Raw genomic sequence first — 15,179 nt, forward strand, 5'->3', positions numbered from 1 at the left:
GCCAGGTCGCAGAAATCCATGTCCGCATCGCCGTCCTCAACGACTACACCGCGCTCGGCATACCCATCACTGAGTCCGTAGGATAAGTCCATCTGGGGAAAGGGAAACTCCGTTCTGCAGACGATTTGTGCAACAGAGTCTTAATTAGGCACGAGTTATTCAGATTGACTGTCCCGAGCGTTATCGGGGAGCCACCCGCCGAATAGACGCGCCCTTCTCGGAAGATGGCTCCTTGGCCGAATTCAGTCGTATTTGAGTACAGACGGGCCGACCCAGCCGGGCAACTGGTCCGGACGTGCGGGAGCGAAGATCTCATAATAAACGCACCCTTCCGGTCCGGTTCCAATAGCCGCGTGCCTTGATCCCGCCGGGAAGAAAACGAGGTCCCCCTCATTGGCCTCGATCTTCTTTTCGTCAATGACGAGGCGGACCATACCTGAGACCATGATCAGAAGCTGCTCGTTATCGTGCCAATGGGTCTTGCCGTCGAACTCTGCTTCCGGTGATGTCTCGACGCGAACGGCCGATATTTTTTCTCCGCAGATTCCGGCACGCGCGGATCCGGCTCGCATGCCGGAAACCGTTGGAAGCTTGCTCCAGTCGATAAGCATAATCTTTCCTTTAGATGCTGGCAATCAGACCGCCGTCGATACGGATCACTGAACCCGTGATGTAAGAAGCTTTTTCGCTGGCGAGGAAACTCACGACGTTTCCATATTCTTCCGGTTCGCCATAGCGCTTCAGCGGTATACCACCTGTACTTTCCGCCCGGACATCTTCGACCGAGCGCTGCTCTCGCTCCGCCTTTTTCTCGTCGAGGAACTGGATCCGTCCGGTAGCTATCCGACCAGGAAGAACGATGTTGCAGTTTACACCATCGGGGCCCACTTCGCGCGCCAAGGTCTTCGACCATCCAACGAGGGAAAGGCGTAGGGCGTTCGACATGCCGAGGTTCGGGATTGGTGCGACCACCCCGGATGAGGTTGAGGTAATAATTCGACCCCATCCGCGTTCTCGCATATCTGGAAGCACCGCATCGGTGATTGCAATGACAGAGACGACCATGGACTCGAAATACATTTTCCAGCTATCCGAAGACTGCCCCGATGCGGGCGTCGGCGGCGGTCCGCCGGTGTACCGCGCACAGCGCGAAATCGGAAAACCGCATCTCCACGACGGGCCGCGTGCCGGTCATCGCCGCGCCCACGGCGGCGCCCATGATGCAGGCTTCGGAAATCGGGGTGTCGGCAATGCGCTCGTCCCCGAACATCTCCTGAAGGCCCTTGTATTGACCAAACACGCCGCCACGGCCCAGATCCTCGCCAAGCGCCCAGACACGCTCATCGCGCTGCATCTCTTCCATCACGGCGCGGCGACCGGACTCCAGATAGGTCGTCATGCTCATCAAAAGGCCCTCTCGGCCGGGTTGCCCATGTCCTGCACATCCACGAAGGCGCCGCTGGCGTCGGGCCACGCTGTCGCGCTGGCCTCCTCGCTGATCCGGCGCATGTCTTCCCATGCTTCCTCTTTGGTCTCGCGCAGCACGTCATCGCTCACGCCCGCAAGGCGCAGCCCCGCCTCGAGTCGCGCGATCGGGCATTTCTCACGCCATTGCTCCACCTCCCCCTCGGGCCGATAGGCGGCCGGATCAACCGCCGTATGCCCGGTGATCCGGTAGGTGCGGCAATGCATCAGGCGCGGCCCTTCGCCGCCGCGCAGCGCGGCAATCGCAGATTGAGCCGCGGCATCGACCGCCAGAATATCGTTGCCGTCCACCTCTGCCGCCGGCAGGCCAAGGCTTTCAGCCCGCGCGGCAGCCCCCGCACCGCCGGTCATCGATCTGGTGCGCGTCGTGGCGGAAAACCCGTTGTCCTCGCACACGAACAGCACCGGCAGATCGAACACCCGGGCCCAGTTCAGCCCTTCCAGGAACGGGCCGCGATTGATCGCCCCGTCGCCGAAGATACAGACCACCACCTCGCCCGCCCGGCGCAGCTTGAGCGCATGCGCCGCGCCCGTCGCGATCGGGATATTCGCCCCCACGACACCATTCGCGCCAAGCATTCCCACACCGAAATCGGCTATATGCATCGACCCGCCCTTGCCACCGCAGGTGCCGCCCTCGCGGCCGAAAAGCTCGCGCATCATTGCCAGCGGGTCGGCCCCCTTGGCCAACGTATGCCCGTGGCCGCGATGCGTGGACAGCAGCAGGTCGGTTTGCGACAGGTTCGGGCAGATACCTGCGGCCACCGCCTCCTGCCCGATGGACGGATGAATCGCGCCCAGAACCAGCCCCTCGCGCTGGGCCTCGATGGCCAGCTCCTCGAAGGCGCGAATTTTCCACATCAGGGACAGGCGCGGCAGAAACCGCTCGCTCTCCAGGTTGCCGGATGAAATCCCGCGGGTTGCGGTACCTTGTGTCAAAACTGCTCCTCCGTGACCTTGTTCTGCCCGGCCTCTGTTCGCGTCTGCCCGCGCTGATCGAGGCTCCGGCCCAGTTCCTCGGCCTCCTGCTGCAACATGCCAACCAGTTCCGAAATGCGCGCAGGGCCCATCCGTTCACGGATCGCAGCGATAGATAGCGCCGCGAGCGCACGACCGTCATGATCCTTCACCGGCACCCCCACCGCCGCCATCGCGCTCACGATACGGCCGCCGTTGAATGCGTACCCGTCGCGCAGCGTCGCGCGCACCATGGCGCGCAGGCCGTCCGCGTCGAACCCGGAAAACCCCTGCCGCGCGGCATGATCGTCGCGCAGGATGCGGTCGATATCGCCCTCGGGCTGGAACGCCAGCAACGCCAGCGATCCCGCCCCCACGCCAAGCGGGCGACGATCCCCGACATCGAGCGTCAGGGTACGAATGGGAAACTTGCCGGTGCAGCGATCCACGCACAGCGCCTGATCGCCCTCGCGCACCGAAAGATAGACGGTATCTTCCGTCGCCGCCGCCAGACGCACAAGCGACGGGCGGGCCTGCTCCACGATGCTGAATTGCTGCGCCGCCGCCGCAAGCGAAAACAGCCCGTAGCCAAGCCGGTAAAGCTTCGATCCATCGTCGAACTCGACGAACCCCACCTCGGTCAGCGCACCCAGAAGCCGATGAACCGTCGCCTTGCCCAGATCGACCACCGCCGTGACATCTGCAAGGCGCATCCCTCCCGCCGGTCCGTCCGACAGCGCGCAGCACAAGCGCGGCGCGGCCAATCGTCTTGACCGAAGATATCTGCGCCTCTGCCACTCTCGCCTCCCCACGGTCGTGACCAAGTTAACATTGTTCCATCTAACGGAACATGATCGAGCCTATTTTGGAACAAACGAACCTGTCAAGGGCACTACGCGCTTGCCCGAAGACTCTGGCACCGCGGCAGAGAGGCACCAATACGCGGCGGCAAAAACACGCACGCATTCAATGGCGGCGCTGGCCGCTGGCCGACCGAGCCCGCCGCCATCCTGTCGCCCGCGCAGAACTCCGAGACCGAAAGCTCGGGGCTGCGTCTCAGCCTGTGGTGCCGGAGAGGTCGCGCAGAACGCGATTGAGCATCTCGACCTGCTGGGTGTCGAACTGGGCAAGGATTTCGCGGTCCTGCAGGCGGACCAGTTCGCGAATATCGGTCATGCGTTTGCGGCCCAGGTCGGTCAGAAGCAGGTTGACCTTGCGCTGATCCGAGGCGGCAATCTGACGGTGAACGAGGCCTTGCGCGACCATCCTGTCGACCATCTTGGTCAATGTCGGCGGGTTCATCAGCACGATCCGCGCCAGTTCTCCCATGGTCAGGTGGCTTTCGCTGTCGAGCGTCTCCAGGATGCGCCAGGTCTCGACCTGCATCCCGTGCTCCTTAAGTCGCGAAGCAAGCGACTGATGCACGGCGCGATGCGCCGCGGCCAGCATGTACGAAATGTAGGAGTCCATGGGGGTTGGAGCCTGTTTCATGGAGAAACCCATCATAATTTGCCTGCCCATTTAATAGTTGACTTGGAAAGTAAATTCAATTGCAGTGTTGCGAAACGACCTGACAATTGTGCAAGGTTTGGCAGAATGACCTCTTCTATGGGTGAGGCTCTGTTTCCCATGGAGGTGCCGGAAATCGGCGACCGCCCGGTGCGTGGCGCGGCGCGAACCTATCGCGTGGCGCTCTTGATTCCGTTGTGCGGGTCGGCCGGCTTGTGGGCGCCGTCGTGCATCTCAAGTGCACAGGTCGCGGTTGGCGAACTCAACCGCCGCCACGGGATCGCCGGGCGGCCGGTGGAATTGGTCATGGTCGACGCGGCCGTCGAGGCCAGCACGCCGGTGGAGGCGGTGGTGCACGAGTTGATCGAGGCGGGCGCGATAGACGCCATTGTCGGGATGCATATCAGCGCCGTGCGCCAGCGGCTGAGCAAGGTCGTCGGCCAACGTGTGCCCTATATCTATACCCCGCTTTACGAGGGCGGCGAACAGACCGCCGGCATATTTGCCATCGGTGAAACCCCGGACGCGCAGCTTGGCCCGGCATTGCAATACCTGCAAAAGCAGTTCCGCCCGCGGAGTTGGGCGCTTATCGGGAATGATTACGTGTGGCCGCGCAGTTCCCATGCCTATGCCAAGGCAAAGCTGCGCGACATGTCCGTGGATCTTGCGTTCGAGCGATATCTGCCGTTCGGCCTGCGCGACATGGGGCGGCATGTCGACGAGATCGCGGCCTCGGGCGCCGAGGCGGTTCTGATCTCGCTCGTCGGGCAGGACGCGGTGGCCTTCAACCGGGCATTCGGGATGGCCGGGCTGGATAGCCGGATCGTGCGCCTGTCCTGTGCGGTCGAGGAAAACGGTCTGTTGGCCAGCGGCAGCGAGAATCTCAAGCGACTGTTCTCGGCGGCATCGTATTTCGGCGCCTTGCCGACCGAGGCGAACGGTGCATTCAAGGAGAAATACTACAGCCTGCATGGAGAGCACGCGCCGGTGCTCAATGCGATCGGTCAATCAACCTATGAGGGCATGCATTTCCTCGCCGGTCTTCTTGGGCACAACGCCACCGACTGGCGCGAGCCCCAGGCGGTGATTCCGTCCACGCTCGACTATCGCAGCGCCCGGCGCGAACGAACCCCTGGCGAGGGGCTGATGCGCACGCCGATTTACCTTGCCCGCGCGGACGGTATGCAGTTTTCCGTTATAAAACGATTTTGAAACAATGGGTTGAGGTAATATTTGAAAAGGAAAATAATTTACTTGAAATGGAAATGAAAATTTCCAATCCTCTGACGTAACGGACCTAGTCGTCGCCGCAGTGGCGGCATCACCTGTTACATTGGGGGATCTGGCCTTGATCTGGTTTCTTTCTCTGCTTGCTCTGGCCGCTGTCTTTCTGATCGGCATCTGGTTTCTGCACCGCTACTACGCCAAGGCCACGCTGGAGACGGCACTGGTGCGTACCGGGATGGGCGGCCGGCGCGTCGTGGTCGATGGCGGATGCCTGGCGCTGCCGATCGTGCACCAGGTTCAGCGCGTCTCGATGGGTACGATCTCGTTCACCACGTCGCGCAGCGGCCGCGACGCGCTGATGACGCAGGATCAGTTGCGCGCCGATGTCGACATGGAGTTCGAGTTCTATGTCGAGCCCAGCGAGAAAGGGATTGCCACCGCGGCGCAGGCGCTTGGCCGGCGGATTGCCCGCGGCGACGGCGAGGGCGTGCACGAGGTGCTGGCCGGTCCGCTGGCAAATGCCATGCAAAACGCCGCGGCCACCCGCCCGCTGACCGGCATTCATTTGGATCGGTCGGGATACACCGACGAGGTCGCGCGCCTTGTCGGCGCGCATGCCGAACGGCTCGGGCTGGTGTTGGTTTCGGCCTCGCTGGTTGGGGTGGATCAGAGCGATCTGAGCCAACACGACGAAAGCAATGCCTTCAATGCGCAGGGGATGCGCAAGCTGGCCGAACTGGTGGCCGAGCAGCGCAAGACGCGCGTGAAGGTGGAAACCGAGGCCGAGATCGCCATCAGCGAAAGCCGTCTGGCCCAGCACAACAAGCGTCTGGAGGTCCAGCGCGCCGAACGAGAGGCCGAGATCGCCCAGAGCGAACATATCGCCCGGCTGGAGGCGGAATCGCGCGCGCGCAGCGAGGCGTCGACCGTCGAGGGCGAACTGGCCGCGGAATCCGCCCGCATCGACAAGGATCAGCGCCTGAAGACGGCGCAGGTCGATAACGACGAGGCACTGCGCCGCGCCGAGATGGCGGCGATCCTGGCGCTGGAAGAGGCCAAGATCAGCAACGACATTCAACTTGCACGCAAACGCACCGAGGAGGCAGAGGCGAAAGCGGCCGAGGAAGCCTCGCGCGCGCAGGTTCTGCTGGCGGCCGAACAGGTGCAGGCCCAGAAAGAGCGCGCCATCGCCGAGCGGGAGCGCGAAATCTCGGGGCTCAAGCAACAAAGCGCGCTGGAGCTGGAAAGCGAAAAGGTCGCCTCGGACGTCGAGATCATGCTGTCGCGCGCACAGGCCGAAGCCCGCGCCGCGCAGGCCGCCGCAGAGGCCGAAAAGATCGGGATGCAGGCCCGCGCCGCCGGCCAGATCGCGCTGAACGAAGCCGAGAACACGTTGAGCGACGCGGTGCTTCGGATGCGCATGGAAGGGCACAAGCTCGACCGCATGCCCGAGATCATGACGCAGATGATGAAGCCGGTGGAAAAGATCGATTCCATCCGCATCAACCAGATCGGCGGCGCCGGCAGCGGCATGAACGGCGGCGACGGCGTGGGCGTCGAGGGGGCCTTTGGCGCCGCGATGGATCAGATCCTGGGCATGGCGGTGCGCCTGCCCGCGATGAAGCAGATGGGCGAGGAAATCGGCTTCGACTTCGACGCCAATCTGGCCGGGCGAACCGCGGATTACGCCAACCGCATCACGCCCAGGGACGGCAAGGACAAGACAAGCGAGAGCAAGACCAAGGACTGACCACCGCAAAGCGTGGCGCAACATCACACCAACCGGGAGACCACAGATGACCTTGAACAGAAGACACTTTCTTGCGACGGGGACGGCGATGGCGGGGGCCGGGCTGCTGCCGCGGCTCGGGCGCGCGGCCGAAGCGATCAAGCTGGGATCGATCCTCGATACGTCGGGTATCTTCGACGCCTATGGCAAGCCCATGGATCACGCGATGCGCCTTGCCGTCGCCGATCTGAATGATAGCGGCGGCCTGCTGGATCGTCCGATCGAAATTCACGCCTATGACACCCAGTCGGACATGGCGCTTTACGCGCAGTATGCCCAGCAACTGACCCGGCAGGACCGTGTCGACGTGGTGCATGGCGGTATCCTGTCAGCCTCGCGCGAGGCGATACGCCAGACCATGCGCCGCAGCAACACGCTCTATTTCTACAACGTGATGTATGAAGGCGGCGTCTGCGACCGCAACACCTTCATCAACGGGGTGACGCCCGCCCAGCAGGTCGAGGTGCTGATCCCACATGCGATGAAGCAATCGGGCAAGAAGGTTTACGTGCTGGCCGCCGATTACAACTACGGCCAGATCATGGCGCGCTGGATCAACAAGTTCGTGCGCGACAACGGTGGCGAGGTCGTGGCGACGGATTTCTTCCCGCTGGACGTGGCCGATTTCGGATCGACCATCGCCAAGATCCAGTCCGCCGCGCCCGACCTGGTCGTGGCGCCGCTCGTCGGGGGCGCACATCTGTCGTTCTTCCGCCAATGGGCGGCGTCGGGCATGAAGGATCGTATCCCGCTGGCCTCGACCACGCTTGGGGTGGGCAATGAACACAAGGTGCTGACCGCCGAAGAGGGTGACGGGATCATGGTGGCCTACAACTACAGCCAGCAGATCGATTCGCCGGAAAACGAGGCGTTCAAGGCCAAGTGGGAGGCCGCGGGCGGCAACGCGACCGAGATCAACGAATTCGCCGTCTCGACCTATGCCGGCATCATGACCTGGGCCAAGGGTGTACGGCAGGCCGGCACGGTCGCCCACGATCCGGTGGTCGAGGCGTTGGAATCGGGGCTGTCGGTCACCGGCCCTTCGGGCAAGCTCACCGTCGATCCGCAAACCCACCATGCCATCGCCGATGTGCGCCTGATGGAGATCAGGGATCAGAAGATGCAGGTTCTCGAAACCCTGCCGCAGCGTCAGCCGCTGGATACGCAGGCGGTGTGCGATCTGGGCGCCAACCCTGACGACAACACGCAATACGAAATCGACGTCGATATCTGATCGACCGTTTCGCCCGTGGACGGGGCCGCCCCGCGGCGGCCCCGTCTTTCCGGCATGGCGCCGGGCCGGAGCCGTTACTTGTCCGAAAGGCCCTGACACATGGATCTGACAATCGTCATCCTTATCGAGATACTCTACGCCGTCGCGTCGCTTGCGCTGATCAGTGTCGGGCTGGCGGTGGTGTTCGGCATGATGAAGGTGATCAACCTCGCACATGGCGAATTCATGATGATGGGCGGCTATGCCACAATCACCGCCGTCAACCTGGGCATCAACGTGTTCGTGGCGATGTTGATCATCGCGCCGCTCGTGGTCGGGGCGATCGGGCTGGTGGTCGAGCGGCTGGTCATCCGGCACCTCTATGGGCGGCTGGTGGACACGATGCTGGCCACCTGGGGGCTCAGTCTGTTTTTTATCGGTATTGCGACGGTAATCTTCGGCAATACCACCACCGGCATTTCCACCCCGATACCGGGGCTGACGGTCGGAGACTACCAGATCAACGGCTACAACCTGTTCATCGTCGTTGTGTCGGTCCTGTTGATGGTCGCTCTGTACCTGGTGCTGGGCAGGACACGGCTGGGCCTGATCGCGCGCGGCACGATGCAGCGGCCCGACATGGCGTCAAGCCTGGGGTACAGCCCCGAACGGATTTACATGGCGACGTTCTTTTGCGGCTCGGCCTTGTCGGGGCTGGCCGGCGCCATCCTTGCACCGCTGGTAGGCCTGGTGCCGACATCGGGCGGCGCCTACATCGCCAAGGCCTTCATCACCGTGATCGCCGGGGGACCGTCGCTTATTGCCGGGCTGGTCAGCAGCGCGAGCGTCTTTGGCGTCATCGACCAGATATTCACCTTCGCGATGTCGCCGGTGATCGGCGAGGTGGCGCTGCTGATTGCCGCGGTTGTCCTGTTGCGGCTGTTACCGCAGGGGATCACGGCGCGCTTCTTTCGAGGCCGGATGTGATGCAGGGCTCTGTCGGAAGAGACGTGATCGCCACGCTGATCGTGTCGGTCATCCTGATCTGGGCGCTGCCGCTGATGGTCGGAACCTATACGCTGACGGTCCTGGCGATCTACGCCATGCTCGGCCTCAGCCTTGGCCTGATCTGGGGCTTCGGCGGCATCCTGTGTTTCGGGCAGGCCGCGTTTTTCGGCCTGGGCGCCTATACCTATGCCATCGCTGCCATCAATATCGGCGAAAGCACGTTGCCGATGATCATTGCCGTGATCGTGCCTTGCATCTTTGCCGCGCTGCTGGGGGCCATGATGTTCTACGGCCGGTTGGGGGATGTCTATCTGGGGGTCATCACCCTGGTCGTCACCCTGATCCTGTTCAAGTTCGTCAACTCGACCGCCGGGCCCGCCTACACCATCGGAAACGCGCGCCTGGGCGGCTACAACGGGATACCGGGCTTTCCGACCCTCAACGTGCCGGGGCGGACCGACCTGTATATCTGGGGTGACGCGCTCTATTACCTGTGCGCGGTGGCGTTGGTGCTGGTCTACCTCGGTGTGACGTGGCTGTTGCGGTCGTCGTTCGGGCGCATTGCCGTGGGCATCCGCGAGAACGAGACCCGCATGTCGCTCATTGGCTATGACGTGCGTATCCGCAAGACGGTCATGTTCGCCATAGGGGCGGCGATCGCCGGGCTGGCTGGGGCGCTTTACGCCAACTGGGGCGCGATCGTCACGCCGGGGCTGTTCAGCCTGTCGCAATCGGCCGAGATCATCATCTGGTGCATTGTCGGCGGGCTCGGAACGCGGTTCGGCCCGCTGCTGGGCGCGGCGGGGCTGGGATACCTGAAATTCCTGCTGGGTCAGCAGAGCATGATCAACAACACCATGCTGATGGGGCTGATCCTGGTGCTGTTCGTGTTGTTCCTGCCGCGCGGCGTGGTGCCGGCGGCGATCTCGGTCTGGCGCGCCAGCGTCGGCCGCCCGCGCCGAACGGGACGTGCCCGCGCCATGCGTCGCAACCGCAGGAGGGATCGGGACGATGGCTGAACCGGTTCTGGAAACTCAGCATCTGAGCATGCACTTCGGCGGTGTTGTCGCGCTCGACAACGTCACCTTCACCCTGCGTCGGGGCGAGCTGCGCTGCCTGATCGGGCCGAACGGCGCCGGCAAGTCGACCTTTTTCAAATGCCTCACCGGGTTGCTGACCCCGAGCGAGGGCCATGTCCTCATGCAGGGTGAAGAGACCACCGGCTGGCCGCCCCATCAGGTGGCCGCGCTGGGGGTCGGGATCAAGACGCAGGTGCCCAACGTGATGGACGCGCTGAGCGTGCAGGAGAACATCTGGCTGGCCGCGCGCCGCTTCCTGCCATCTGCGCAGGCCGACGCCAAGACCCGCGAGGTCATCGACCGGCTGGCGCTGGGCGCGATCGCCCGCACCGACCTGGGACAACTGGCGCATGGCGAGCGCCAGCAGGTCGAGTTGGGGTTCGTTGCCGCCAGCGATCCGTGGCTGGTGCTGCTGGACGAGCCCGCCGCGGGGATGACCGCCGGTGAAGTCGCGCGGATGACCGAGGTGATCCACGAGCTCAACCGCACGGCGGCTGTCGTGATCGTGGAGCACGACATGCAGTTCATCCGCTCGATCGCCAGCAAGGTAACCGTTTTCCATCAGGGCGCGATCCTGATCGAGGAGGACGTGGAAGCCGTCATGTCGGACCCGCATGTGCGTAACATATACCTTGGAAAGAAGGCCTGAGCATGTCGGACGAAACCAACCCGGGCCTTCAGGTCAAAAGCCTCTCCGGCGGCTATGGAAAGGTGCCGATCCTGCACGGCGTGGAATTCGACGTGGCCGAATCCGAGGTCGTGGGCATCCTGGGCCACAACGGGATGGGCAAGACGACCTTGCTCAAGACCCTGATGGGGTTTCTGCCCGCGCGCTCGGGGCAGGTGCGCTATCACGGCGCGGATGTCACCCGCCTGGCGCCGCATGATCGCGCGGTGCTGGGCATCGGATACGTGCCCCAGGGGCGGGGGATATTCCCGCAACTCAGCGTGCGCGACAACTTGCGCTTTGCCTGGCACGACTACGTCGGTGGCAACGAGGCCGAGGCGCTCGACGGCGTGCTTGCCGATTTTCCCCGCCTCGAAAGGCTGCTCGACCGCGAGGGCGGCACCCTGTCGGGGGGCGAGCAGCAATTGCTGTCGCTGGCGCGCAGCCTGATGGGCGATCCCGACCTGTTGCTGCTCGATGAGCCCACCGAAGGTATCCAGCCCTCGATCATCGAGGAAATGGAGGAAACGCTGTTGCACCTGCGCAAGACGCGCGGGGTATCGATCCTGCTGGTCGAGCAGAACTTCGATTTCATTCACGACTTGTCCGACCGTGTTCTGGTTCTCGAACGCGGGCGCATCACGGCCGAGCTGTCGCGCGAGGACATGGCGGACCGCACCAAGGTGGATCAGTTCCTCGGTTTCGGCGCCGCGCGTTCGACACGCGGCTCCGACCCCGCGCCATCGCCGCGGCCCGACACCCGCGCCGGGCAGGACGCTGCCGGCATGCCCGCCCCTGCGCCGCGCAAGCGCCCGGATATTCCCGCTCCCTCAACCCCGGTGACACATATGACGATAAACCGCCCCACGCTCGCCCAGATGCGCGAGATGGCCGACCGCTTCGGCATGAGTTTGACCGATGACGATCTGCAGGAATACCGACAGATCATCGAGCCCTATATCCAGGCCTACGACCGGCTCGACGCGCAGCCCGACAACCTGCCCGAAGTCCGCTATCCTCGCGCGCCGGGGCATTTCCCGGACCTGACCGAGAACCCGCTGAATGCCTGGTACGTCAAGACCGAGGTGCGCGGTGCGCCCGATGGCCCGTTGCGCGGCAAGCGCATCGTGCTCAAGGATACGGTCTGCCTGGCCGGGGTGCCGATGATGAACGGCTCTTCGATCATCGAGGGCTATGTGCCCGAGATCGACGCCACCATCGTCACGCGGATGCTGGATGCGGGCGCCGTGATCGCCGGCAAGGCGCATAGTGAAAACCTGTGTCTTTCGGGGGCGTCACACACCAATGCGAAGGGGCCGATTCACAACCCGTGGAAACGCGGCTACATGGCGGGCGGGTCGTCGGGCGGCTCGGCGGCGCTGGTCGCAGCGGGCGAAGTGGACATGGCCATCGGTGGCGACCAGGGTGGTTCGATCCGCATTCCGTCCTCGAATTGCGGGGTTTACGGCATGAAGGCCACGCATGGGCTTGTGCCCTACACCGGGGTTATGCCGGTCGAACAGACCATCGACCATGTCGGCCCGATCACAAAGACGGTATCCGACAACGCGCGGCTTCTTGAGGTTCTGGCCGGCGAGGACGGGCTTGACCCGCGGCAATACGCCCCCCGGACTTTCCACTATACCGAGGCCCTGGGCCGCGGTGCGCACGGGATGCGGATTGGCATCCTGCAAGAGGGCTTTCACCGCCCCGAGGGCGAGGCGGACGTGGACGACAAGGTACTGGCCGCCGCCGAGCGGTTCCGCGAACTGGGCGCGCGGGTCGAGGAGGTGTCGATCCCCGAACACAACCTCGCGGTCGATTGCTGGACCGCGATCACCGTCGAGGGGCTTCAGGATCACATGATGCACGGCAATGCCGGCGGCACCAACTATCGCGGCCTGTTCCTGCCGTCGATGATGGACCGGATGTCGCAATGGCGCGGCCGGGCGGACGAGTTGAGCCATTCTCTCAAGGCCTGCATGTTCCTGGGCGAGTATTTCCAGGATCACTATCGCGGGCGATTCTACGGCAAGGCGCAGAACCTGATGCGCAAGGCGAACGAGAAATACGCACAGGCGCTGCGGCAGTTCGATCTGTTGCTGATGCCCACGGTGCCGATGAAGCCGCAGGAAATCCCGCCGCCCGACTGCTCGCTGAGCCTCTATGTGCAACGCGCATTCGAGATGATCGGCAACACGGCGCCCTTCAACGGCGGTCTGCCCGCGATGAGCCTGCCTTGCGGTCTGAGCGAGGGGCTGCCCATCGGCATGATGCTGGTGGGGCCCAGCTATGGCGAGATGAAGATCTATCAGGCCGCCCATGCGTTCGAGCAATCGGACGACTGGCGCATCATGTAAGGGAGGCCGCGCATGTCCATCCTCAACGAAAGCCTGTCCGGCCATATCCGGCAGGCTGGCCATGCGGGCCCCTTCGAGACGGACGATACTGCCATCCCGATCGACGGTATGTCCTATGTCAGGGGGACCACCGCGCCCGATCTGCGGTTCATCACCATCCCGCAGCTTTTCCGCGAAACCGTGGCCCGGTTCGGGCCGCGCGACGCGGTCGTGTTTCCCCGGCAGGGCATCCGGCAAAGCTATTATGACCTCGATCGTGCGGTGGACGAATTGGCCAGCGGCCTGCTGGCGCTGGGGCTGGAAAAGGGCGACCGCATCGGCATCTGGGCGCCCAATTGCCATGAATGGGTGCTGACGCAGTTCGCAACCGCGCGCATCGGGCTGGTGATGGTCAACATCAACCCCGCCTACCGGCGTTCGGAACTGGAATATGCGCTCAACAAGGTGGGCTGCAAGGCGCTGATCACGGCGCGGTCGTTCAAGTCCTCGGATTACGTCGAGATGATCCGCCGCCTGGCGCCGGAAATGGAGACCTGCGCGCCGGGGCGCTTGCGGGCCGAGCGCCTGCCGTATCTGCGCCATGTCATCGTCATGGGCGAAGGCGCAGTCGCCGGCGCCCACCTGTTCGGCGATATCCGCAAACTGGGCGGACCGGCGCAGCAGTTGCGACTGCCGGTGCTGGACCGTGCGCTCGATCCCGACGACGCCATCAACATCCAGTTTACCTCGGGGACCACGGGGCACCCCAAGGGCGCGACGCTGTCGCATTACAACATCGTCAACAACGCCCGTTTCGTCACCGACCGGATCAACCTGACCGATGCCGACCGGCTGTGCATTCCGGTGCCGCTCTACCATTGCTTCGGCATGGTCATGGGGGTGCTGGGGGCGTTGAGCAAGGGCGCGGCCATGGTCTTTCCCGGTCCGTCTTTCGACCCCGATGAAACGCTCGCCGCCCTGTCGCAGGAGCGATGCACGGCGCTTTACGGCGTGCCGACCATGTTCGTGACGTTGTTGCAGGCGCTCGACAAGGCGCCGCGCGACCTGGGCGCGATGCGCACCGGCGTGATGGCCGGGGCCCCGTGCCCGGTACATGTCATGCGCCGCGTTGTCAGCGACATGCACATGCCCGAGGTGACGATCTGCTACGGCATGACCGAAACCGCACCGGTGTCGTTTCAGAGTTTCGTCACCGACCCGCTGGACAAGCGTTGCGAAACGGTGGGCCGCGTGCATCCGCACCTTGAGGTCAAGATCATCGACGCCGACGGGCGCATCGTGCCACAGGGCGAAGACGGCGAGCTGTGCACGCGCGGCTATTCGGTGATGAAGGGATATTGGGACGACGCGGAGAAAAGCGCCGAGGCCCTGCGCGGCGGCTGGATGCATACCGGCGATCTGGCCCGGTTCGATGCCGAAGGCTTCTGTTCCATCGTGGGGCGATCAAAGGACATGATCATTCGCGGCGGCGAGAACATCTATCCCCGCGAGATCGAGGAGTTCCTCTACGGCCACCCCGACATCGAGGATGCGCAGGTGTTCGGTATCCCCGACGAACGATTGGGCGAGGAAATCTGCGCCTGGGTTGTGCCCAGGCCCGGTGCGACGCTGACCCCCGAAGACCTGCGCGCCCATTGCGCCGGCCAGATCGCGCACTTCAAGGTGCCGCGACATGTGCGCATCGTGACCGAGTTGCCCATGACGGTGACCGGCAAGCCGCAGAAGTTCATCATGCGCGACCGGATGATCGAAGAGCTGAGCGGCGCAACCGGCGCCGACTCGCGACCGGGTGAAAGCACTGGCTGAGGCACCCGGTGGCGGCGTTCCGGGGGAGCGAAGCAGGTTATCCGGGCATTCGGGCAACGGGCAGATCGAGGGCGCTGCC

The 15,179-nt window shown here is 63.8% G+C and carries 14 protein-coding genes; 8 read left to right on the forward strand and 6 right to left on the reverse strand.

Annotated elements, in window-relative coordinates; all coding sequences use genetic code 11:
• Positions 1-242: 242 nt before the first annotated feature.
• From Q0L89_RS07095 to Q0L89_RS07120, 6 genes are all read right to left on the reverse strand, one after another.
• Positions 243-611 carry a cupin domain-containing protein gene (locus tag Q0L89_RS07095; protein ID WP_296763458.1) on the reverse strand — a complete coding sequence of 123 codons (369 nt, stop codon included), beginning with the start codon at positions 609-611 and terminating at the stop codon, positions 243-245.
• Between the two features lie 10 nt (positions 612-621).
• A complete protein-coding gene (locus Q0L89_RS07100; protein WP_296763459.1) occupies positions 622-1,080 on the reverse strand; it encodes an SDR family oxidoreductase in 459 nt (152 codons plus the stop codon).
• 7 nt (positions 1,081-1,087) lie between these two features.
• On the reverse strand, positions 1,088-1,399 hold the full coding sequence (locus tag Q0L89_RS07105) for a hypothetical protein (RefSeq protein ID WP_296763460.1): 312 nt from the start codon (positions 1,397-1,399) through the stop codon (positions 1,088-1,090).
• Between the two features lie 5 nt (positions 1,400-1,404).
• Positions 1,405-2,424, reverse strand: a complete 1,020-nt coding sequence (locus Q0L89_RS07110; protein WP_296763461.1) for a thiamine pyrophosphate-dependent dehydrogenase E1 component subunit alpha — start codon at positions 2,422-2,424, stop codon at positions 1,405-1,407.
• Complete coding sequence (locus tag Q0L89_RS07115) at positions 2,421-3,155, reverse strand: IclR family transcriptional regulator (protein WP_296763462.1); 735 nt, start codon at positions 3,153-3,155, stop codon at positions 2,421-2,423. The genes Q0L89_RS07110 and Q0L89_RS07115 overlap by 4 nt, the downstream gene beginning before the upstream one ends.
• Before the next feature lie 343 nt (positions 3,156-3,498).
• Positions 3,499-3,933 carry a MarR family winged helix-turn-helix transcriptional regulator gene (locus Q0L89_RS07120; protein ID WP_296763463.1) on the reverse strand — a complete coding sequence of 145 codons (435 nt, stop codon included), beginning with the start codon at positions 3,931-3,933 and terminating at the stop codon, positions 3,499-3,501.
• 105 nt (positions 3,934-4,038) lie between these two features.
• Here Q0L89_RS07120 and Q0L89_RS07125 point away from each other — a divergent pair, with 105 nt between their 5' ends.
• The 8 genes from Q0L89_RS07125 to Q0L89_RS07160 all read left to right on the forward strand — a co-directional run bounded on the left by Q0L89_RS07125 (position 4,039) and on the right by Q0L89_RS07160 (position 15,100).
• Entirely contained in the window at positions 4,039-5,163 is a 1,125-nt protein-coding gene (locus Q0L89_RS07125; RefSeq protein WP_296763464.1) for a substrate-binding domain-containing protein, read from the forward strand.
• Positions 5,164-5,299: 136 nt separating this feature from the next.
• Complete coding sequence (locus tag Q0L89_RS07130; protein ID WP_296763465.1) at positions 5,300-6,928, forward strand: flotillin domain-containing protein; 1,629 nt, start codon at positions 5,300-5,302, stop codon at positions 6,926-6,928.
• A 46-nt stretch (positions 6,929-6,974) separates the two neighbouring features.
• Positions 6,975-8,201: an ABC transporter substrate-binding protein gene (locus Q0L89_RS07135; RefSeq protein ID WP_296763466.1), complete on the forward strand. Its 1,227-nt coding sequence runs from the start codon at positions 6,975-6,977 to the stop codon at positions 8,199-8,201.
• A 99-nt stretch (positions 8,202-8,300) separates the two neighbouring features.
• Positions 8,301-9,167, forward strand: a complete 867-nt coding sequence (locus tag Q0L89_RS07140; protein WP_296763467.1) for a branched-chain amino acid ABC transporter permease — start codon at positions 8,301-8,303, stop codon at positions 9,165-9,167.
• The gene (locus Q0L89_RS07145) at positions 9,167-10,207 is read left to right on the forward strand and encodes a branched-chain amino acid ABC transporter permease (RefSeq protein WP_296763468.1); all 1,041 of its coding nucleotides are present in this window, start codon (positions 9,167-9,169) and stop codon (positions 10,205-10,207) included. The genes Q0L89_RS07140 and Q0L89_RS07145 overlap by 1 nt, the downstream gene beginning before the upstream one ends.
• Complete coding sequence (locus Q0L89_RS07150) at positions 10,200-10,916, forward strand: ABC transporter ATP-binding protein (RefSeq protein ID WP_296763469.1); 717 nt, start codon at positions 10,200-10,202, stop codon at positions 10,914-10,916. The genes Q0L89_RS07145 and Q0L89_RS07150 overlap by 8 nt, the downstream gene beginning before the upstream one ends.
• Before the next feature lie 2 nt (positions 10,917-10,918).
• Positions 10,919-13,294: an amidase gene (locus Q0L89_RS07155; protein ID WP_296763470.1), complete on the forward strand. Its 2,376-nt coding sequence runs from the start codon at positions 10,919-10,921 to the stop codon at positions 13,292-13,294.
• A gap of 12 nt (positions 13,295-13,306) precedes the next feature.
• Positions 13,307-15,100 carry an AMP-binding protein gene (locus Q0L89_RS07160; RefSeq protein WP_296763471.1) on the forward strand — a complete coding sequence of 598 codons (1,794 nt, stop codon included), beginning with the start codon at positions 13,307-13,309 and terminating at the stop codon, positions 15,098-15,100.
• Positions 15,101-15,179 lie beyond the last annotated feature (79 nt).

Source organism: Sediminimonas sp. (genome assembly GCF_024637375.1).
In the GTDB taxonomy this organism is placed as follows: Bacteria; Pseudomonadota; Alphaproteobacteria; order Rhodobacterales; family Rhodobacteraceae; genus Sediminimonas.